17 protein-coding genes, 2 pseudogenes and 1 riboswitch are annotated in these 19,242 nt (G+C 41.5%); of the genes and pseudogenes, 10 read left to right on the forward strand and 9 right to left on the reverse strand.

The annotated features are described in order from the left end of the window. Positions 1-297: pseudogene (locus BA1DRAFT_RS24505) on the forward strand (type VI immunity family protein); the annotation flags it as partial. A 504-nt stretch (positions 298-801) separates the two neighbouring features. Here BA1DRAFT_RS24505 and BA1DRAFT_RS23510 read toward each other — a convergent pair. Both BA1DRAFT_RS23510 and yvcK read right to left on the reverse strand, forming a co-directional pair. Beyond that, positions 802-945: a hypothetical protein gene (locus BA1DRAFT_RS23510; RefSeq protein ID WP_160169996.1), complete on the reverse strand. Its 144-nt coding sequence runs from the start codon at positions 943-945 to the stop codon at positions 802-804. Positions 946-961: 16 nt separating this feature from the next. Beyond that, positions 962-1,870 (reverse strand): uridine diphosphate-N-acetylglucosamine-binding protein YvcK, encoded by a 909-nt coding sequence (gene yvcK / locus BA1DRAFT_RS08220; RefSeq protein WP_036777875.1) that lies wholly within the window; start codon positions 1,868-1,870, stop codon positions 962-964. 244 nt (positions 1,871-2,114) lie between these two features. Then, positions 2,115-2,259, forward strand: a riboswitch (molybdenum cofactor riboswitch). Between yvcK and moaA the strand changes: the two genes are divergently transcribed. From moaA to BA1DRAFT_RS08255, 7 genes are all read left to right on the forward strand, one after another. Then, positions 2,246-3,229: a GTP 3',8-cyclase MoaA gene (gene moaA / locus BA1DRAFT_RS08225; protein WP_200868778.1), complete on the forward strand. Its 984-nt coding sequence runs from the start codon at positions 2,246-2,248 to the stop codon at positions 3,227-3,229. (Overlaps the previous riboswitch by 14 nt.) Positions 3,230-3,268: 39 nt before the next feature. Then, positions 3,269-3,745, forward strand: coding sequence for a cyclic pyranopterin monophosphate synthase MoaC (gene moaC, locus BA1DRAFT_RS08230; protein WP_036777877.1), 477 nt, complete (start codon positions 3,269-3,271; stop codon positions 3,743-3,745). After that, a complete protein-coding gene (gene moaD / locus BA1DRAFT_RS08235; RefSeq protein WP_036777878.1) occupies positions 3,745-3,990 on the forward strand; it encodes a molybdopterin synthase sulfur carrier subunit in 246 nt (81 codons plus the stop codon). Before moaC ends, moaD begins: the two co-directional genes overlap by 1 nt. 20 nt (positions 3,991-4,010) lie before the next feature. Further along, the gene (moaE, locus tag BA1DRAFT_RS08240) at positions 4,011-4,466 is read left to right on the forward strand and encodes a molybdopterin synthase catalytic subunit MoaE (RefSeq protein ID WP_036777879.1); all 456 of its coding nucleotides are present in this window, start codon (positions 4,011-4,013) and stop codon (positions 4,464-4,466) included. A 180-nt stretch (positions 4,467-4,646) separates the two neighbouring features. Then, a complete protein-coding gene (locus BA1DRAFT_RS08245) occupies positions 4,647-5,357 on the forward strand; it encodes a Bax inhibitor-1/YccA family protein (protein ID WP_036777880.1) in 711 nt (236 codons plus the stop codon). Positions 5,358-6,038: 681 nt separating this feature from the next. Next, positions 6,039-7,286 carry an 8-amino-7-oxononanoate synthase family protein gene (locus tag BA1DRAFT_RS08250; RefSeq protein ID WP_044467100.1) on the forward strand — a complete coding sequence of 416 codons (1,248 nt, stop codon included), beginning with the start codon at positions 6,039-6,041 and terminating at the stop codon, positions 7,284-7,286. 107 nt (positions 7,287-7,393) lie between these two features. After that, positions 7,394-8,548: an MFS transporter gene (locus BA1DRAFT_RS08255; RefSeq protein ID WP_036777881.1), complete on the forward strand. Its 1,155-nt coding sequence runs from the start codon at positions 7,394-7,396 to the stop codon at positions 8,546-8,548. A 146-nt stretch (positions 8,549-8,694) separates the two neighbouring features. Here the strand turns inward: BA1DRAFT_RS08255 and BA1DRAFT_RS08260 are convergent, their stop codons facing one another. From BA1DRAFT_RS08260 to BA1DRAFT_RS08280, 5 genes are read right to left on the reverse strand one after another with little or no spacing between them, the layout of a single operon-like run. Then, the gene (locus tag BA1DRAFT_RS08260) at positions 8,695-9,801 is read right to left on the reverse strand and encodes an ABC transporter permease (protein WP_036777882.1); all 1,107 of its coding nucleotides are present in this window, start codon (positions 9,799-9,801) and stop codon (positions 8,695-8,697) included. Between the two features lie 12 nt (positions 9,802-9,813). Next, positions 9,814-10,974: an ABC transporter permease gene (locus tag BA1DRAFT_RS08265; RefSeq protein WP_036777883.1), complete on the reverse strand. Its 1,161-nt coding sequence runs from the start codon at positions 10,972-10,974 to the stop codon at positions 9,814-9,816. Continuing rightward, positions 10,971-12,707, reverse strand: a complete 1,737-nt coding sequence (locus tag BA1DRAFT_RS08270) for an ATP-binding cassette domain-containing protein (RefSeq protein ID WP_036777884.1) — start codon at positions 12,705-12,707, stop codon at positions 10,971-10,973. Before BA1DRAFT_RS08270 ends, BA1DRAFT_RS08265 begins: the two co-directional genes overlap by 4 nt. A 9-nt stretch (positions 12,708-12,716) precedes the next feature. After that, a complete protein-coding gene (hlyD, locus tag BA1DRAFT_RS08275; RefSeq protein WP_036777885.1) occupies positions 12,717-13,709 on the reverse strand; it encodes a secretion protein HlyD in 993 nt (330 codons plus the stop codon). A gap of 16 nt (positions 13,710-13,725) precedes the next feature. After that, positions 13,726-14,412 carry a transcriptional regulator gene (locus BA1DRAFT_RS08280; protein WP_036777886.1) on the reverse strand — a complete coding sequence of 229 codons (687 nt, stop codon included), beginning with the start codon at positions 14,410-14,412 and terminating at the stop codon, positions 13,726-13,728. A 302-nt stretch (positions 14,413-14,714) separates the two neighbouring features. Between BA1DRAFT_RS08280 and rhlE the strand changes: the two genes are divergently transcribed. Together rhlE and dusC are read left to right on the forward strand one after the other, a co-directional pair. Further along, positions 14,715-16,001 carry an ATP-dependent RNA helicase RhlE gene (gene rhlE / locus BA1DRAFT_RS08285; RefSeq protein ID WP_036777887.1) on the forward strand — a complete coding sequence of 429 codons (1,287 nt, stop codon included), beginning with the start codon at positions 14,715-14,717 and terminating at the stop codon, positions 15,999-16,001. 3 nt (positions 16,002-16,004) lie between these two features. After that, on the forward strand, positions 16,005-16,937 hold the full coding sequence (gene dusC, locus BA1DRAFT_RS08290; protein WP_036777888.1) for a tRNA dihydrouridine(16) synthase DusC: 933 nt from the start codon (positions 16,005-16,007) through the stop codon (positions 16,935-16,937). Between the two features lie 87 nt (positions 16,938-17,024). Here the strand turns inward: dusC and BA1DRAFT_RS08295 are convergent. Together BA1DRAFT_RS08295 and BA1DRAFT_RS08300 are read right to left on the reverse strand one after the other, a co-directional pair. Next, a pseudogene (locus tag BA1DRAFT_RS08295) lies at positions 17,025-17,580 on the reverse strand (GNAT family N-acetyltransferase). Positions 17,581-17,830: 250 nt separating this feature from the next. Next, positions 17,831-18,943, reverse strand: a complete 1,113-nt coding sequence (locus BA1DRAFT_RS08300; RefSeq protein ID WP_036777889.1) for a lipase family protein — start codon at positions 18,941-18,943, stop codon at positions 17,831-17,833. Positions 18,944-19,242: the final 299 nt, after the last annotated feature.

The raw sequence follows: 19,242 nt of genomic DNA on the forward strand, positions 1-19,242 counted from the left end.
TTTACCTTCCTCAATGGCGATGGGCTGACCGTTTCTCGTCTGGGTCTCTCGATTACCCTGTTTTTTAAACAAGGCTACACCCCGGAGAAAAAACAGCGCATTCTGGCCTGTTACCGCCATTTTCGCGAAGAGTTTGGCTCTCACCTGCGTTTTCACCGTCATGAGCTGGAAGGGCTAAAAAAATATTCCCCAGAAAATATTGCCAAAGTGGAAGAAGGCATTCTGAATCAGAAAAAAAACCAGCTTTCTAGTTGGGTAGTCAGTGATGGTTTTACTGACAATTCTGTGGGTTTTTATGAATCATCCCCCTTTGTTTTTTTCTTCATTAAATCACTAATAAATAGTTTTCTAGTACATAGTGAAAAAATACTTGAATGTCAGTTTATTCTATTGATGTTATTTTACGTGATTACTGCTTTTCAACCTTCGGTTAATGGTTAGTGAATTTCGACTAAATGTCATTAATCACACTACTGAAAACTTTGATTCGTTGTGTTAAATCAGTCCGTTGAATGAAATGTTTAATCTTTCTCTGTTTGTCTTTTTAAATAGTCATGTCTGGTTAGATAAATGTAAAATAAGTGGAGGGCAGTATTACTGATTTACCGATATACCCGTCATCTTTCAAGTTGCGTTTTCTCTTCCAATGTCAGCATGACATCGGACTTTTTACCCGCTTTTAAAACCACGCTGATAGATAAAAAAGGCTTTTTTTAACAATTGCCTCGTAAATCCTGGCCTAATGCGAGGGTGTCGCAAAAGGCCAGCATTGAAAATAAACCCGCAGAGATTTATTGCCTGTTATTGGAACTCCAGTCTCTGGATGCTACGTAAGGCAGAAAATACCGCTCTTTCTCCGCATGATAAATAAACCGCGATTTTGGGTAAATTTTTCTGACGCCCGGTGTGAATGGAAAGCATCAGTTGTTGTAGAAATGTCGTCATAAAGGAGCCGCGACAGTCACCCAAGGTTTTGCAGGGTATTCTCTAACGCCTGATGCAGTAATTCACGGTCGTGTCGGTAGGGAACATCCTGTGCTTCGAGTATTTGCTGAGTGATAATTCGGCCGTTAAGGTCGCTGATATCTGTACAAGGGCCAACAATTACCGCATCAATTATCCGGCTGCCAATTTTGTTTTCCATTATTTCCAGCTTATCTTTCAGTGTCAGTTCAGCAGCGGCGGCACTTAATTCTTTGCCAAGATTACCGATATAAATCATATTGGCATTGCTACGGCGCAGGGATTGGGTGAGATCTTCAAGCAAAAGCAATGGCATCAAACTGGTAAAGAAGCTGCCGGGGCCGATGATAATCAGATCTGCCTGAGTAATAGCATCCAATGCCTCTTTTGTTGCTGTCGCGGGGGGATAAAGCATCAACTCCTGAGGAATACAGTGCAACTGATCAACATTAACTTCGCCATAAATGGTGTTGCCTTGATCATCTATCGCCATCAGGTCAACGGGCTGCTCAGACATTGGAATAAGATGAGCATTAACTTTCAGTAAACTGCGGATTAAATTAATCGCCTCAAGGGGCCTGACGCTCAGATGATCCAACGCTTTAAGCATCAGATTACCCAGATTGTGCCCGGCCAATTCTCCATTGCCACCGAAACGGTATTCGAACATTGCCGACGCGACACTGGGTTCGGTAATAAGCTGATTTAAACAATTGCGGGTATCACCCCAGGCAATACCGCCTTCCGAACGCCGGATTCTGCCGGTTGAGCCGCCATTATCTGTCGTGGTGACAATGCCTGTCAGGCGGGAGCCTAGTGATGAAAGAGAGGACATAACGCGCCCAAGGCCATGACCTCCACCTAAAGCAACTACCCGATCTAAATCGGCTAATGTGCGATTTCGCATAGAATTCCTGTTGCTAACTGAACGTATATTTACCGAATAATTTTAACGTAATTTATTATAAAACACGATTAACCAACTCGCGTTATGATTGGGCGCAATGTTTTAATTAATCATCAATAGAAATTGCCTGTGATTTGTTCTGCTACTGGCTAATTCATTGTATATTCAATTATATAACGAAAGTAGGTATTCGCATTTTCCTTTGTTAAGCGCTAGAATTTGTAGTGGAAATGTAAATCACAGATGTTGAAATTAACTCCTAGCCTCTGCGTCTAACTCACTTTTTACACAGCGATATGATGTTTTGGCCGTGACCATTGAGTCACCAAGATGTGAGGCAGAAATGCCTGCGTCTCCCATGTTTGGAAAGGTGTTATTGTGGAACAACTCATAGATGCTTTTGCTCGTAAATTTTACTATTTACGGCTATCCATTACCGATGTATGTAATTTTCGGTGTACTTATTGCCTGCCGGAGGGTTATAAACCCCGTGGACATCACTCCTTTTTGACATTATCCGAAATCCGTCTTGTTGGCCGAGCGTTTGCCGATCTGGGTACAGAGAAAATCCGTTTGACGGGTGGCGAACCGACCATGCGCCGTGATTTCACCGATATTATTTCCGTCATACGTGAGAATAAGTTGATTAAAACCCTGGCGGTAACTACCAACGGTTATCGAATGGAACGGGATGTTGCTCAGTGGAAACAGGCGGGTTTAACTGCGGTGAATGTCAGTATGGACACGCTTGATCCCCGCCAGTTTCATGCGATTACCGGACAGGACAAATTTTTTCAGGTGATGCGCGGTATTGATGCAGCATTTGCGGCGGGTTTTAATAAAGTGAAAGTCAACGTGGTGTTGATGAAAAATGTGAATGATATCCGCTTGCCCGCTTTCTTGAACTGGATAAAAGATCGTCCAATTCAATTGAGATTCATCGAGTTGATGGAAACCGGTGACGGCGGAGAAATGTTTCGTCAATACCACATTTCGGGGGAAACTATCCGGGAACGTCTGTTGCTTGATGGTTGGCAGTTGCTTCAACGTTCACGCAGTGATGGACCGGCACAGGTTTTTAACCATCCTGATTATCAAGGAGAAATTGGTCTGATTATGCCTTATGAGAAAGATTTTTGTCGAAGTTGTAATCGGTTACGTGTTTCTTCAATAGGTAATCTTCATTTATGCCTGTTTGGTGAACAGGGGATACCACTACGTGATTTGTTGGCAAATGAAGAGCAACTCGGTGATCTGAAATTGCGTATTCAGGGTGGATTGCGACATAAACGGGAAACCCATTTTCTTCATCAAGGCGATAGCGGCATCACCCCAAATCTTTCTGTCATCGGCGGTTAATTTACCGTCTAGATATTGTTGTTTTTTCAGGAGCTGAGAATGTCTCAATTAACCCACATCAATTCTACCGGTGAAGCGCATATGGTTGATGTTTCCGCTAAAGCTGAAACATCACGCGAGGCCCGGGCAGAAGCTTTTGTTGAAATGAAGCCGGAAACACTGGCAATGATTATTGATGGCAGCCATCACAAAGGTGATGTATTTGCCACCGCGAGAATAGCGGGTATCCAGGCGGCAAAGCGCACATGGGAATTAATTCCGCTATGTCATCCATTACAGCTAACTAAAGTAGAAATCCAGTTGGAAGCCCAGACAGAATATAACCGGGTCAGAATTGAATCTTGTTGTCGTCTGACCGGGAGAACCGGGGTTGAAATGGAGGCACTGACAGCAGCGTCGGTCGCGGCTTTGACAATTTACGATATGTGTAAAGCAGTACAGAAAGATATGGTCATTGGGCCAGTTCGTTTGCTGGAGAAGATAGGTGGGAAATTAGGCTATTTTAAGGCGGAATAATGATTAAAGTACTATTTTTTGCTCAGGTACGTGAGCTGGTAGGTACTGATTCACTGGATCTCGATAATCGTTACACAACCGTTGATGGGTTGAGAAAGGCGTTAATATCAAAGGGAGAGCGTTGGGCCTTGGCGTTGGAAGATGGAAAATTGTTGTCAGCGGTAAACCAATCTCTCGTTCATGGCGGGCACTCATTACAGGATGGTGATGAAGTGGCTTTTTTCCCGCCAGTGACTGGGGGATGATCAATGCTGGGGAATGATCAATGAAAAACACCCGCATTTTAGTTGGGCCGGAAAATTTTAATGTAGGGGATGAATATCAATGGCTTGCGCAGTGTGATGAAGATGGCGCTATCGTCACGTTTACCGGCAAAGTTCGCAATCATAATTTGGGCGATAATGTCGGGGCGCTGAGATTGGAGCATTATCCGGGAATGACGGAAAAAACGTTACAGCGTATTGTCACCGAAGCACGCAGTCGCTGGCCGTTGCAGCGAATCAGTGTTATCCATCGGATTGGTACGCTTTATCCGGGTGATGAGATTGTGTTTGTCGGTGTAACCGGCGCTCATCGTCATATGGCTTTTGAAGCGGCTGAATTTATTATGGATTATTTGAAAACGCAGGCGCCTTTCTGGAAAAAAGAGTTTTTGCCTGATGGTGAACGTTGGGTTGAATCTCGTGAAAGTGATCAGGAAGCCGCGGGGCGTTGGTCATGAAAGTTTTTGCTAAATTCTGCGAAGCGCTTCGAAAAAGAGTTGATTAAAAAGATTGCTATATGAGTAATTATTGAATAGTTAATTGTTTTGTTTATTTTCTATGATAATGTATAAAACTTGAGTGGGTTGTTGATACTGAACAACCTGGATTTTTGAATATTGTTATAAAAGGTAAGCTTCATGGATCGATATCCACGCTCTAATGGTTCGATAATCCAGCAAGCTGGAACCGGCCTGCAAACTTATATGGCCCAGGTTTATGGTTGGATGACTTGTGGCCTGTTGTTAACCGCGTTTGTGGCTTGGTATGTGTCACAAAATCAGGATATTGTTGAATATATTTTCTCAAACTCAGTACTCTTCTATGGGTTGATTATTGCCCAGTTTGGGTTGGTTTTCGTCCTCTCTGGCATGATTAACCGTATGGGAGCTTCGTTAGCCACGGGGCTATTTATGCTCTATTCGGCGCTGACCGGCCTGACGCTTTCCAGTATTTTCGTTATCTATACTATTGGCTCCGTTGCCAGCACTTTTGTCGTGACGGCGGGGATGTTTGGTGCGCTGAGTTTTTACGGCTATACCACCAAACGTAGCCTGAGTGGCCTTGGTAGCTTCTTGTTTATGGGGCTGATCGGCATCATTTTGGCTTCTCTGATTAACTTATGGTTAAAGAGTGAAGCGTTGACGTGGGCGGTAACCTACATTGGTGTCGTTATCTTTGCGGGCTTAACCGCTTATGACACTCAGAAGCTGAAAGAGATGGGTGAAGATCTGGATGTGAATGACAAGGAGAATTTGCGTAAATTCTCGATTGTCGGCGCACTGACGCTGTATCTAGACTTTATCAACATGTTCTTGATGTTGTTGCGTATTTTTGGCGATCGCCGTTAATTGATATTTTCCAGTGTAGCTAAAGTAATTTTAGCTACACTGAGTTTTGGGTTTATTTTCTAATAACAAAGAATTATATTGCTTTATTGATCTAAAAATTCACGATTATATTTTTATGAATTGTGCTGATGCTTATGTTAAAAAAGTATTTATGGAATCAATAATATCTAAATAACTGGTGTGGTTATTTTTTTATACCGAATGATTCTTTTAAATTGGTTTAGCAGTTGATGGTGAGAAATGCCTATGAAGCATGTCTTGAATGCGGATTAACTCCACGTAATTCATATTTAACCTCAGCTTTGTTTAAAAATAGCGATATCACAATCCCATAAATTCAATCTCGGTTTTTTATGTTGGAATGTATAAGCAATTTTAGATATGCCTGAGGATCTCCATAATTTTGTTTTCTTTAGCAAAAACTTTGATTATGCCTCAGGCGCTTTAAGCAAATCTCAGGCTATTTACTGAGGCATTATTACTCCAAATATAATAATTTTTTGTTATTATAAAATAAGTGGCGTAATTATAATGGTTAATATGTATTTTTATATGAATTATTTATGATTAATTGATTTTTGATTTTTTTATGATAATATAAATTGCTACAAAGGGAAAATTTATTACATCGGAGCCATGATTCACAATATTCTCACAAGAGAATTCAATGGGATTTATTATATGAATAATAATAAATTTATAAATTACAAGAAAATTATTAACATCTCAGAAAATGATTGGGAAAATGCAGAAAATAATAAGATATCAGGTTTAGATGTAAAGGTATCTGGTATAAATTATATGACAGACCAATATGGCCGAGATTTTCATCATTTCTGTACTACATCATATCTTGGTCTAGATTATCATAAAGATATATTAAATGGTGCTATAGACGCGATAAAAGAAACTGGGTCACTTCGCATACCTAACTCGAAGAATAGGTGTAAACTTTCCATCTTGGAAGATTATGAACAGGAATTGTCAGCGTTATTTAATGCCGAATGTTTAAGTACATTATCATGTAGTTCTGCAAGTTCAGGTATATTGCCTTTGCTTGCATCGGGTGTTTTCACTGGAAACGTAAACCCGGTGATGGTATTTGACAAATATTCTCATTATTCTATGAACCATTTAAAACCGTCATGTGCTGATGAAACCGAGGTGATAACAGCTCCACATAACGATATGGGTTATCTTGAAGATATATGTAAAATACATAAGAAAGTAGTTTATGTGGCAGACGGTGTATATAGTATGGGGGGTGTTGCTGACATAAGTTCAATAATGTATTTAAAAGAACGATATGGGTTATTCACCTACTTGGATGATTCACATGCTTTATCTGCTATAGGAGATAAAGGCTGTGGATATGTAAGGTCACATATTAAGGAGCTGGATGAAGACTCCATTATCGTTGCTTCTTTGGCTAAATCATTTGCAGCCAGTGGTGGTTTAGTCATGTTGGGCAGCCGTAATCAAAAGAAACTCATTCATCGCTATGGTGGCCCGAGTAATTGGTCTCAGAGCTTAAATTCAGCGGCAATAGGAGCTGGAAGAGCTTCAATTAGGATACATTACAAGCCTGAGCTTAAAGAGCTTCAGGAAAAATTGAAAAAAAATATACAATTATTTGACAGTTTAATCACTACAGATCAATTTGGCAGTTCGACTGCAATACGATTAATTCAATGTGGTGATGCTGCGTTGGCAAATAAAACGGCTGCATTTCTAGCTGAAAATGGCTTTTTTACATCGTCAGTTTTTTTCCCTGTCGTTCCTCAAGGGCGGGCTGCAATTAGAGTAACTCTCAGAGCTGACATGGATAGTGATTTAATTAAACGATTTTGTTATTTAATTACTGATTTCTTAAGAGAGTCCTTATATCAAGAGAGTGCCACTTTAAACTCCCTAATAAGTGTAGCGTAAAGAAGATAATTTTATTGTGGGGAGGGGATAAAAATCTCATACCCCATATTAAATCTTCTCATTAAAATCATTTTCCAAGTGTACAAAACAATTATCGGTTCATAAAAATGAAAAAAAAATTATTATTAATACCATGTATATCCATTTTTATAGCCCAACTTGGTATGACCATATATCTCCCTGCTGTACCTGAAATCGCGTCAGACCTACACTTAAATATAAATCATACTTCATGGATGCTTTCATCATACTTAATTGGAATGGCTTCATTAATGCTGGTGTGGGGGGGAATATGTGATATTTTTGGGAAAAAGAAGTCAATGTTTTTTGCTCTTATTATATTATTTGCATGTAGTATTGGTGTGACGCTATCAACTAATATTTATTCTTTGATTTTAATTAGATTCTTTCAGGGAGTTGGAGCCGGTGGAGTTTCTGTTATTGCCAGATCAATTTTGCGTGATAATTTTAGAGGAGATGAGTTGGCAAAAGCATTATCTTACTTATCTATAGCATTTGTCATTTCTTTGGGAATTGGGCAATCGATAGGTTCTGTTATACTGACTACTCTGGGGTGGAAATCTATATTTTATGTTTTGGCTTTTGGATCATTAATCTCAATGCTGTTGTTGCCATCGGAAAAATATAATCACAGTAAAAATGAAGAAAATTCAGTATATAACTATATCAATTTGTTAAAAAATAAATATTATATATGTGCGGTTTTCATTGGTGGAATTGGCTATGGTGCAATTATATCATTCAATATTATGGCCCCATTGATTTTTAAGTTTAATTTTGGCTGGTCTGAAAGCCAATATGGTATTATAGGCATTCCAATCAGTATATCTTATTTACTTGGAGCGATAATTTTAAATCGATACATAGTATATTGCGGTAGAACTAATCTCATGAAAATAGGAATAATTTTAATTCTTATTGGTGGTGTGGTTATGTTTGTTGGGAGTATTGTGGGGGGCGTTCTGGAGATTATACTATATAGTGCTTATTCCTTAGTTGTTCTTGGGCAAGCGATAAACTATCCGATCAGTTTATCTATTGCCTCAGATAACACATCTGTAACAGGTTCTTCTGTGATGGCATTAATTGGTTTTATTCACCAAATCATAGCCGCGTTTGTTGGTGGTATAACCGGTCTTTTTTCATATAAAGAATCTTATATTCTACCTTTAACGATAATAGTGTTATCATCATTTTCACTATTTCTGTTTTATAAAGTTAATAAAAAATCTGAGAAATGATTATTGTCATGTATAAGTTAAAGTCTGGTTTTCCTTGATACCGGCTCAATTGGTTAATGTTTGTATAAAAATACTCTGATTGTTCGTAACCTGTCTACCACCGATATTTTGGTGGTAGGTTATATATTTCATTTCTATTCTTTGACTTAAGCAATCTTCCGTCTAAATAACCAATAAGCAAGATTACCGGTTGTGGCAGTAATAGCCAAAAGAGGCCATAGACTCCGCCAGATAACGGTGAAATCGGCATCTTTGAGATAAATTTGCTTGGTGATGTCGTTAAAGTGCCAGATAGGATTGATCCAGGTGATGTCTTGTAACCATCCGGGCATATTTTCAACCGGAGAAATATAACCGGAAATTAAGATGGCGGGCATGATAAAGACAAATACACCAATAAACGCCTGTTGCTGAGTGTAGCAAAGAGAGGAGATTAACAGGCCAAATCCCACCAGCGATAAACTGTAGATCAGCATAGCGCAGTAAAACAGCGCGAGTGAACCAGAAAAAGGAATTTGATAGCAGAAGATACCAATAGCTAACACTAAAGTTGCCTGAAAGGTAGCGACAATCACCGCAGGAACCGCTTTGCCAATGAAAATCTGCCAGGTGGTCATGGGTGAAACCAGTAACTGGTCCAGCGTTCCCTGTTCCCTTTCACGCGCAATCGACAGCGCGGTGACCGTTAATATCCCAACCGTGGTAATCAGCGCCACCAAAGAGGGGACGACAAACCATTTATAATCTAAGTTAGGGTTATACCAGTTGCGGATCACCAACTCGCTATTATTGGTCTTCGGCAGATTACCGATCAGTTCCTGTTGATAGTTAAGGACAATTTCTTGGATATAGCCTGCTGCAATTTGAGCGCTGTTAGAATTGCGTCCATCCAGTAATACCTGGAGAGAAACCGGGTCATGGCTGGCAATCTTAGCACTGAAATCTTGTGGGAAGCGTACCAGTAGTAAGGCTTTTTGGTGATCGATTACCGGTTGAATTTCTTGTGAATGATCCAGCAACATCACGTCAGGAAATGCCTTTGATTTTGCCAGCCGTTGGGTGAGTTCAATAGAGGCTTTACCTTTGTCTTCATCAAAAATAGCAATAGTCGCGTTAGTTACATCAAGGGTTGCTGATAGAGGAAATAAGATCATCTGGAAGATAACCGGCATAACCAAGATGGCCCGCGTTTGCGGATCTCTGAGTAGAGACTGCAATTCTTTAATAATCAAGGTGTAAAGACGATAAAACATGCTAACTCCTTCTTAATCCAGACGCCGCTGGGTTTTCCATGCAGTCAGGCCAATAAACACAATAGCGGAGGCGATCAGTAATAATAGATTTATCATCAATACCGTGCTGATATTTCCAGCTAGGAAGAGCGTATGCAAGCTACTGACAAAATAACGAGCCGGGATGAAATAGGTCACTACCTGAATGAAGGCGGGCATGCTGTTTATTTCAAAGATGAAGCCGGAGAGCATAATTGCAGGTAGAAAAGCGACATTCAACGCTATCATTGCTGCATTAAATTGGTTGCGTGTCACCGTAGAGATCAAGAGTCCGATACCAAGAGCAGTAGCCAGGTAGAGGCTAGTGATCGCAGACAATATCCACAGCGAGCCTCGGTAGGGTACATCTAGCACGAATACTGCCACCAGCATACAGAGCAGCATGGAGAATGAACCAAGTAATTGATACGGCAAGAGTTTAGAAAGCAGTAATTCGGTACGGGTAATTTGGGTAGAAAGCAGGGCTTCCATCGTACCTCGCTCCCATTCACGGGCAACCACTAATGACGTCAGGATGGCGCCAACCACGGTGATGATAATGGTGATTGCGCCGGGAATGATGAAATGCTGGCTAATTGTTGCCGGATTGAACCAATAACGGACCTGCATATCAATTAATGGATTAGTCGCGTTGCCCTGATCTTGCCCTCTTTGTTGTAGCCAAATCTGCCATACGCCTTTGGCATAATTTTGTACAAAGCTTGCGGTATTGGGTTCACTGCCATCAGTAATGACCTGAATTTGTGCTTTACCATCAGAACGGGCAAGTTGCGTATCGAAATTAACAGGAATGACAACCAGCCCACGTATTTCTCCTGATTGCATCATATTAATTAATTGCTGACGATTATCACTGATTTTGGGTTCAATATAGGGCGAACCGGCAAAAGCTTGTATCAACTCACGAGCCTCTTTACTTTGTTGCTCTACCAGAATACCAAGACGGACGGTGCTGGAGTCGAGATTAATACCATAGCCGAAGATAAATAACAGAATCAATGGAATGACAATAGAAATTAATCCGCTGGTGGGATCACGCAAGATCTGTTTTGTCTCTTTTACACAAAGGGCTTTCAGTCGCCACCAAGAGAAACGGACAGCTTGCTGTGGAGCATGTTGCTTTGGGCTATTCATTGTGGCTCCTCATCATAATTAATGACCAGATCAATAAACGCCTGTTCCATTGATGGGTCAGGATTTTCATCGGTAGCAACCAATTGTTTCAAATCATCCGGTGTTCCGGCGGCAATCAATTTACCGCGAAATACCAGCCCTATTCGGTCACAATATTCAGCTTCATCCATAAAGTGAGTAGTCACCATAACGGTGACGCCTTTATCTACCATGCCGTTGATATGTAGCCAGAATTCGCGTCGTATCTGCGGATCAACGCCAGAAGTCGGCTCGTCCAGAAACAGAATGTCTGGCTCATGCATCAATGAGCAGGAGAGGGCAAGGCGCTGTTTATATCCCAGAGGCAATTGGTCGGTGGTTTGATGTAAAACCGATTTGAGATTGAAAGCGTCGATCATGCCGTCAATTTTCTCTTTCTGTTTGCGTCCTTGCAGACCGTAAATGCCGGAAAAGAATTTCAAGTTCTGTTCAACGGTCAGGTTGCCGTACAGAGAAAATTTCTGCGCCATATAACCCAAATGTTGGCGAGCTTTCCCGGAGCTGGTTTTAAGATCCATTCCCAATACCAGTGCCTTACCGCTAGTAGGTACCATAAGCCCGCACATCATTTTGAATGTGGTGGATTTACCGGCACCGTTCGGGCCAAGCAGACCAAAGATTTCTCCACGTTTCACCTGAAAATCAACATGGTCAGTGGCCGCAAAATCGCCAAATTTTTTAGTTAAATCCTGTGCTTCAATCACCGTTTCTGTCGGGTTAGCTGCAATCCGTGGCATGATCTCTGCCAGTTCTGAACGGCGGGTAGAACCACCACCAAGTAAATCGATAAAAGCATCTTCAAAGCGAGGGGCGGCTTTGATGATTTCAGCATCTGGGAGTTCAAGCCGGTTAAGCAATTCTTGCGGGGAGACATCAGGTTTGAGAATAAGACGAACATATTTCCCCTGAATCACGCCATCGGTGATTTGTGGCAAGGTAAGAGCGTGTTGCAGTGTTTTTCTACGGGAATCCTGTTTGGTATCAAGTAGAAAAGAGCGTCCGTACATCTTTTGGGTTAATTTTTGTGGCTGCCCGTGGTGGAGCAATTTTCCTTGATTAAGTAACAGGACATCACGACACTGTTCAGCTTCATCCAGATAAGAAGTGCTCCAGAGGATGAGCATGCCATCATCTGCCAGCTCGTGAACCATCCTCCAGAGTTCGCGGCGGGCGATTGGGTCAACGCCAACGCCGGGTTCGTCCAGTAGCAGAACTTTGGGTTTGCCAAGCAGAGTACAGGCCAGCCCCAGTTTTTGCTTCATACCGCCTGAAAGCTTGCCCGCCAGTCGCCCGGTAAAACGGGTCAGATCGGTAAACGTGAGTAATTGCTCATAGGTTTTCTTACGTTCATCACCCAGAACGCCGCGCAGATCCGCATACAGATTCAGGTTTTCTAATACGGTGAGATCTTCATACAGACCAAATTTCTGCGGCATATAGCCCAATTCAAAACGCACTTGTACGCCATCTTTTATCGGATCAAGCCCCATGATTGCAATAGAACCACTATCGGGTTTCAGTAAGCCGGCTAACATGCGTATCAGCGTAGTTTTTCCCGCTCCATCCGGCCCGACAAGGCCGGTGACAGAGCCACCGTAGATCTCAGCGGTTAGGCTGGATACCGCAGGATGACTCAAGTTAGGAAAAGTTTTCTCGACTTTTGCCAACTTTATCGTATATGCAGCGCTGCTCATGACAGCCCCTTATTTGTCTGAATCAGAAAAATGCAGGGTAACTGGCATACCTTGACGCAGGGCTTCATCCGGGTCGGTGACAATAATGCGCAATCGATAGACTAGATCGGTACGTAGATCAGGAGTCTCTACATTTTTTGGCGTAAATTCGGCTGTGGGTGAAATAAAGCCAATTTTGCCGTGATAAGGTTTATCTTTACGGCTGTCGGTATAGAGCAAAATTTCACGTCCAGGCGTTGCCTGCCCAAGATGGCTTTCACTGATATAAGCTCGAACCCAAACCGGGTCAGTCAGAGAAAGCGTAAACACCGTATTGCCTGCCGCCAGCATGGTGCCGGGTTCAATGGCGCGGGTTAGGATAGTCCCCGGCGAGGGGGAAGTCAGTTGAGTATCTTGTAGGTCCAATTCGGCCTGAGCAACAGCCGCTTCGGCTTGAGCAAGCTGGCCTTTGGCTTCTGCAATTTCTTCTTTACGATAACCGGTTTCGAACTGGTTCAGTTTATCTTTTGCTGCTTGTAAGGCCGCTAATGCTTGATTACGGTCAGTTTTGGCATCATCTAGTTCGTTGGCTGAAATAACTCTGCTTTGCCACAAACCTTGTTGGCGTTTGAAGAAACTATCGGCGAAATGCCAGGCCGCCTCACGTTGTGCAACTTCCGAACGGACTTGGGCGATTTCTTCGGTGCGATAACCCTCTTCCATCATAGCCAGACGTGCTTTAGCGCTATCACGAGTGGCTTTCGCTTTATTGAGAGCGTTAATAAATGGCCCATTATCCAGTTGGCCGATTGCTTGATTAGCTGCAATGGTATCGCCTTCATCAACTTGCAGGCTGGCGAGTTTGCCGCCAACTCGGAAACTCAGATTAACAGTACGTATATCTACGTTGCCATAGAGAGTCAGAGTTTTATCATTTTTACCTTGATAATAGTAACTTCCTAAAATAGCGCCAAGAACAACGGCGACCACTAATATTGCCAGCGTGACTTTTTTGTTGTACATGATATTCCCTGTTATTTTATTTATTCGAATTCTGTTTTTTCAGTCCATTCAGTAATAAATCAATATGCTGGATCAGGATCTGATCAATCAATTTATATTCTTCTGGCCCAATATTATTCCAGCCTGTTTGACGTAATAAGGTTTCCCTTGCCATTCTGAAAGTGAGAATTTCTCCCATGAGCGCATGGGCATGCAACATGGTAGAGAGCTGATGTTCATCGGCGCCGATATAGCTGGCAATCAGTTTATTTAATCTATTATGGAGGGGAGCTAGCGCTTGCTCATGGATTAGAGTATAGGCATCCGTTGGGGCGAGTTGCTCTCTGGCCATTATCCGGCTGATATTGATACTCTCTTTTTCAATCATCAGACGATTAACGCCAAGAAATCCTTCGTGAATTAATCTCAATATATTTTCCGGCGCACCTGTCGTTGATGATGAAAAAAAATCATCAATCTCTTTAAAAAGATGAGTGAACTCCTTCTTGATTGTATCAGTAATATACTGGGCGACTGCCTGATAAAGCCCCTCTTTAGATCCAAAATAGTAGGCTATGGCCGCAATGTTCTGTTGAGCGCGTAATGCGATTTCCCTAGTCGTTGCACCGGTCAGTCCTGATTTACCGAAAATTTCAAGGGCTGCTTCGAGTAACTGTTGTTTGGCTTGTTCGCCTCTGGCGGTTTGGGTGTTGTTGACTGACATGGACATGCATCCTGTTGCAAATAATCAAAAGACTTAAACAAAATATCAATCATGGGGTAACTCTATACTTATAGTAAATCAATGTAAATTGCATAAAAATGTTATGGATCATGAAAATTACCGGCTAAATAGCTGTAGTTTTAGTTGCACCATCAGAAAGTATATCTGATATAATAATTCAGATATGGCGCATTGCAGTTTGTGTTTTTTTCTTTGTGGTATTTACCACGTCTGATTTTCTTCCCATAAAACTGCCCCTGAATAGCGTTCAGGAATGGTGAAGTCTGGAGCATTTCTTATTTATGAATTTTGAATCACTTGGCTTAAGTGCTGATATTTTGCGTGCCATTGAAGAACAAGGTTATTCGGCGCCAACGCCAATCCAACAGCAGGCAATCCCTGTCGTATTAGCAGGTAAAGATTTATTAGCGAGTGCTCAAACAGGCACGGGTAAAACCGCAGGTTTTACCTTACCCATGCTGCAACGGTTAAATGATTCTTCTATTCAGGTGAAAGGGCGCCGACCGGTCAGAGCATTAATCCTGACGCCAACCCGTGAATTGGCTGCTCAAGTGGGCGAAAATGTACGTGATTACAGTAAATACCTCAGATTGCGCTCTCTGGTTGTTTTTGGCGGTGTTAGCATTAATCCTCAGATGATGAAATTGCGTGGTGGTGTGGATATTTTGGTCGCCACGCCGGGGCGTTTACTGGATCTTGAACATCAGAACGCAGTTGATTTATCGCGGGTAGAGATTCTGGTATTGGATGAAGCTGACCGTATGCTGGATATGGGATTTATTCATGACATCCGCCGAGTGCTGAATAAATTACCGCCGAAACGGCAAAATTTGCTGTTTTCTGCAACTTTCTCTGACGATATCAAAAATTTAGCCAATAAATTACTGCATGATCCTGTTAGTGTTGAGGTTGCGCGTCGTAACTCTGCTTCTGAACAGATTGAGCAGTTTGTTCACTTTGTCGATAAAAAGCGTAAAGGTGAGTTGCTTTCTTTCTTGATCGGGAGCCGTAACTGGCAGCAAGTTCTGGTGTTTACCCGAACCAAGCATGGGGCAAACCGTTTGGCGGAACAGTTAAATAAAGATGGTGTAACGGCTGCTGCTATTCATGGTAACAAAAGTCAGGGAGCGAGAACCCGTGCGTTGGCTGATTTTAAAGCGGGCCGCATCAGGGTATTAGTTGCGACAGATATTGCAGCTCGTGGTCTGGATATTGATCAACTGCCTTATGTAGTGAATTTTGAATTGCCTAATGTCGCCGAAGATTATGTCCATCGTATCGGTCGTACTGGTCGGGCAGACGCAACAGGGCAAGCCCTTTCTCTGGTCTGTGTTGATGAGCACAAGTTGTTGAAAGATATTGAGCGTTTGCTAAAACGGGAGATTCCTCGTATGGCAATTCCTGGCTATGAGCCAGATCCCACCATCAAGGCCGAACCTATTCAGAATGGCCGTCAGGCACGTGGCGATAATCGGCAGAAAAATAGCCATCGCCGTTCTGGGGCGCCTTCGCGTCAGCGTAACCGCAATCATGATGGATCTCATAAATCGCCGAGCGCCAGAGGTTAATTAATGCGGGTTTTACTGGCGCCGATGGAAGGTGTGCTGGATTCTTTGGTCAGGGACCTTCTGAGTGAGATTAATGAGTATGATCTGTGCATTACGGAATTTTTACGGGTTGTCGATAGCCTATTGCCGGTAAAATCTTTTTATCGGCTTTGTCCTGAATTACGTAACCAAAGCCGGACACCCTCCGGCACATTGGTACGGATTCAGCTCTTGGGTCAATATCCACAGTGGCTGGCGGAAAATGCGGCACGAGCGATTGAATTAGGGTCCTATGGGGTTGATTTAAATTGCGGTTGCCCGTCAAAAACGGTCAACGGCAGCGGTGGCGGGGCAACGTTGCTAAAAGATCCTGAACTGATTTATCAGGGGGCAAAAGCGATACGTGAAGCGGTACCTGCTCATTTGCCTGTGACGGTTAAGGTTCGCTTGGGTTGGGATAGTGGTGATCGGCAATTCGAAATTGCTGATGCGGTACAACAGGCGGGCGCGACGGAAATTACGGTTCATGGGCGAACGAAAGAGGATGGTTATCAAGCGGAGCGTATTAACTGGCAAGCGATTGGTGAAATTCGCCAACGTCTTGCTATTCCGGTTATCGCTAATGGTGAGATTTGGGATTGGCAAAGTGCGCAGGATTGCCTGAGTGTGACAGGCTGCGATGCTGTCATGATTGGGCGAGGGGCGCTTCATGTTCCTAATTTGAGCCGAGTGGTGAAATATAACGAGCCAAAAATGTGCTGGCAGGATGTTGTTCAACTACTGCAAAAATATATCCGGTTGGAAAAGCAGGGTGATACCGGGCAATATCATGTTGCCCGGATTAAACAGTGGCTTGGTTATTTGCGCAAGGAATATGAAGAGGCAACAACGCTGTTTGAGGAGATAAGAAAGTTAAAAACATCTGCTGATATAGCGCATGTGATCTCTTTGGTGTGATATACCCGTTATCTTTCAAGCTGCCTCTTTGAAAGGTGAATTTGGGCAGTGCTCAGACCAAAGCATGCCCATGAATGTGTAAGACTGTTACTCTTTTGGAGGATTATTTTTATTCCACTCGTCGCGAGTTATTTCCCATGTTTCCGAAGGCATTCTTCCGCTAACAAAGTCTCTATTTTCTAGTTTTATTAATCGCATACCACTTTTAATTGATATTTTCTTTGAGGCAATATTGTCGCTGGATTTAGGTGCTCTGAGTACGTTGCGATTTAGGGTATTAAACCAAAAATCGGTAACTACTTGGACTGCTTCGGTCATAAATCCGTTTCCATGCCATTGTGGATCTAGCCAGAAACCTCTATTATTATTTTCTTGCTCATATAGCGATATCATTCCTATTATTATTGATGGATCATCCTTCCTTCTTATAGTCCAAAACCATGCATTTCCTTTTGCCATTGATGGTAGCGCAATCTTATTTATATATTCTAAGGCGCCATTATCTGGGTAAGGGCCACGGGGTGTTTGCTGTAAGATAGCGAACAATTTCCCATTGAGGAAAGATGTTTTGAATTTGTATATGATCCTTACTTTCTAAAGGATGTAATATTAATCTTTTGGTTTCTAGTTTTTGGGGTTCCATTTTAGTTTCCCTTTGTAATGTTCTGTCTTATAAAAAAGTAGCAAAAGGTGTTAATTGAAATATTAATGATTCCTCCTGTCTTGTTAGATGATAATGAATTTAATTACCATTATGTAATATTTTTGTCAAAGAAATTTTAATTGATGTGATAATGGTTACTATGAATGATCTGGGCGCGTTGGGAAGAGAATGGAACCTTTAATCAAGGTTCCATTTTGGTTAAGTTATAAAAAGAGTCAATACGATGAAATTAACAGGTATTATCTTCATCTTGAATGATAGATGAGAGGAAGTTTCTAATATTGCGAGACTGACCATCGTTAATCACAACAATGTCGTAATCAGTCGGTGGATTAGAACGATCATTAACTACAGTAAAACTCATGCCATACTCTTTGGCATAAGCATCAAGGTGTCGAGATACTAGTTTTTCAATTAAACCTTGAGAAGGCTTTAAATCAGGTGAAGTAAAAGCTAAATCTGGCGTAAGTTGAGTGTAATTCTTATCTTTCACGACTGAGATAAAACCGTTAACGATTAAAGTTGATATTGGATAGAGAACCTTAATTTCTTCTAATCCTTTTACACTCCAGGCGAGGGTGACAATATCTTTGCGATTGTGGACCCGGAGGAAATTACTTTTATAGCTAGAGAGTAATGTTCCATTAAAAACAGATTCACTATAAGATGCAAAAACATCGTTACCGGCAGTTGGGGCAGCAAAGGAAGAAACATGAATACGAATATTATTATTTCCTTTATCAATATAACGTCTCTTTAAATACACACCAAGCGTAGAGGCCATCACACCGCCTAAACTGTGCCCTGTAAGAGTAATATTATGTACGCCTTCTTCCAGAGCAATTTTATCAATTGCTTCAATCAATGATTCTCCATAACCAGGTGGGTTATTGCTCTTTATTTGGTTGACAACATAGTCTAAGGTTATGTGGGTTCCTTTTGAAATTTTAGCATCTTTGGGGGCTTTTGAATCCCAAATTGACCAGTTTTCAGTTGTACCTACATTGAAGTTCTCATCAAACCAGTTAACAGCAGACCATGATCCACGAATAACAATTCGATAATCGTTTGGATTGTTGAGATCTTTCACAACGAATAAAACGTGATCATCTTTTTTATCTGTAACACTCTTTTTCTTATTAACATCAACACTACCGACACGAAAGACAGCAGGTCCCCAAACAATAGAGAATCTATTGGCTGTCGCTTTACTACTTGCTAATGATTTTTGAATATTTTCTGAAACGATAGCCGGTTCTGGTTGATACGTTATTATACTCCCCGAGTTAATAATAAAGCCTAACGCGAGATTTATTTTTTGATCTTCAAGAGAAATTGTCATTTTTGTTTCCAATTTTTAATATAATGAATGCTGATCTGATGTGTTAGCTTAAACATCAATGATCAATATTTTGGGTTTTTATCTAAATAACAGAGTAAAAGTTAATAATAATCTTTAAATCTGTTAAATGAGAGTATATAATTTTTTAAAGTTATTTTATTTAACAAAATAAATTATCTATTATGAACTTTGAAATAATTGATAAAAATTATGCTATGCTTTTGTAAGATTATATTAACTATTGGGAATGATAACGTGAAGGGTGTGGCTATATATTATCTAAGAAAAACAATTTATAT

Source organism: Photorhabdus aegyptia (assembly GCF_000612035.1).
Lineage (GTDB): Bacteria > Pseudomonadota > Gammaproteobacteria > Enterobacterales > Enterobacteriaceae > Photorhabdus > Photorhabdus akhurstii.

Excerpts from the sequence above, each read along its gene's own strand:
- BA1DRAFT_RS08265 (WP_036777883.1), bottom strand. The coding sequence starts at position 10,974 with ATGAATAGCCCAAAGCAACATGCTCCACAGCAAGCTGTCCGTTTCTCT.
- BA1DRAFT_RS08260 (WP_036777882.1), bottom strand. The coding sequence starts at position 9,801 with ATGTTTTATCGTCTTTACACCTTGATTATTAAAGAATTGCAGTCTCTA.
- BA1DRAFT_RS08250 (WP_044467100.1), top strand. The coding sequence starts at position 6,039 with ATGAATAATAATAAATTTATAAATTACAAGAAAATTATTAACATCTCA.
- BA1DRAFT_RS23510 (WP_160169996.1), bottom strand. The coding sequence starts at position 945 with ATGACGACATTTCTACAACAACTGATGCTTTCCATTCACACCGGGCGT.
- rhlE (WP_036777887.1), top strand. The coding sequence starts at position 14,715 with ATGAATTTTGAATCACTTGGCTTAAGTGCTGATATTTTGCGTGCCATT.
- moaC (WP_036777877.1), top strand. The coding sequence starts at position 3,269 with ATGTCTCAATTAACCCACATCAATTCTACCGGTGAAGCGCATATGGTT.
- BA1DRAFT_RS08270 (WP_036777884.1), bottom strand. The coding sequence starts at position 12,707 with ATGAGCAGCGCTGCATATACGATAAAGTTGGCAAAAGTCGAGAAAACT.
- BA1DRAFT_RS08255 (WP_036777881.1), top strand. The coding sequence starts at position 7,394 with ATGAAAAAAAAATTATTATTAATACCATGTATATCCATTTTTATAGCC.
- BA1DRAFT_RS08245 (WP_036777880.1), top strand. The coding sequence starts at position 4,647 with ATGGATCGATATCCACGCTCTAATGGTTCGATAATCCAGCAAGCTGGA.
- BA1DRAFT_RS08280 (WP_036777886.1), bottom strand. The coding sequence starts at position 14,412 with ATGTCAGTCAACAACACCCAAACCGCCAGAGGCGAACAAGCCAAACAA.
- yvcK (WP_036777875.1), bottom strand. The coding sequence starts at position 1,870 with ATGCGAAATCGCACATTAGCCGATTTAGATCGGGTAGTTGCTTTAGGT.
- hlyD (WP_036777885.1), bottom strand. The coding sequence starts at position 13,709 with ATGTACAACAAAAAAGTCACGCTGGCAATATTAGTGGTCGCCGTTGTT.
- dusC (WP_036777888.1), top strand. The coding sequence starts at position 16,005 with ATGCGGGTTTTACTGGCGCCGATGGAAGGTGTGCTGGATTCTTTGGTC.
- moaE (WP_036777879.1), top strand. The coding sequence starts at position 4,011 with ATGAAAAACACCCGCATTTTAGTTGGGCCGGAAAATTTTAATGTAGGG.
- BA1DRAFT_RS08300 (WP_036777889.1), bottom strand. The coding sequence starts at position 18,943 with ATGACAATTTCTCTTGAAGATCAAAAAATAAATCTCGCGTTAGGCTTT.
- moaD (WP_036777878.1), top strand. The coding sequence starts at position 3,745 with ATGATTAAAGTACTATTTTTTGCTCAGGTACGTGAGCTGGTAGGTACT.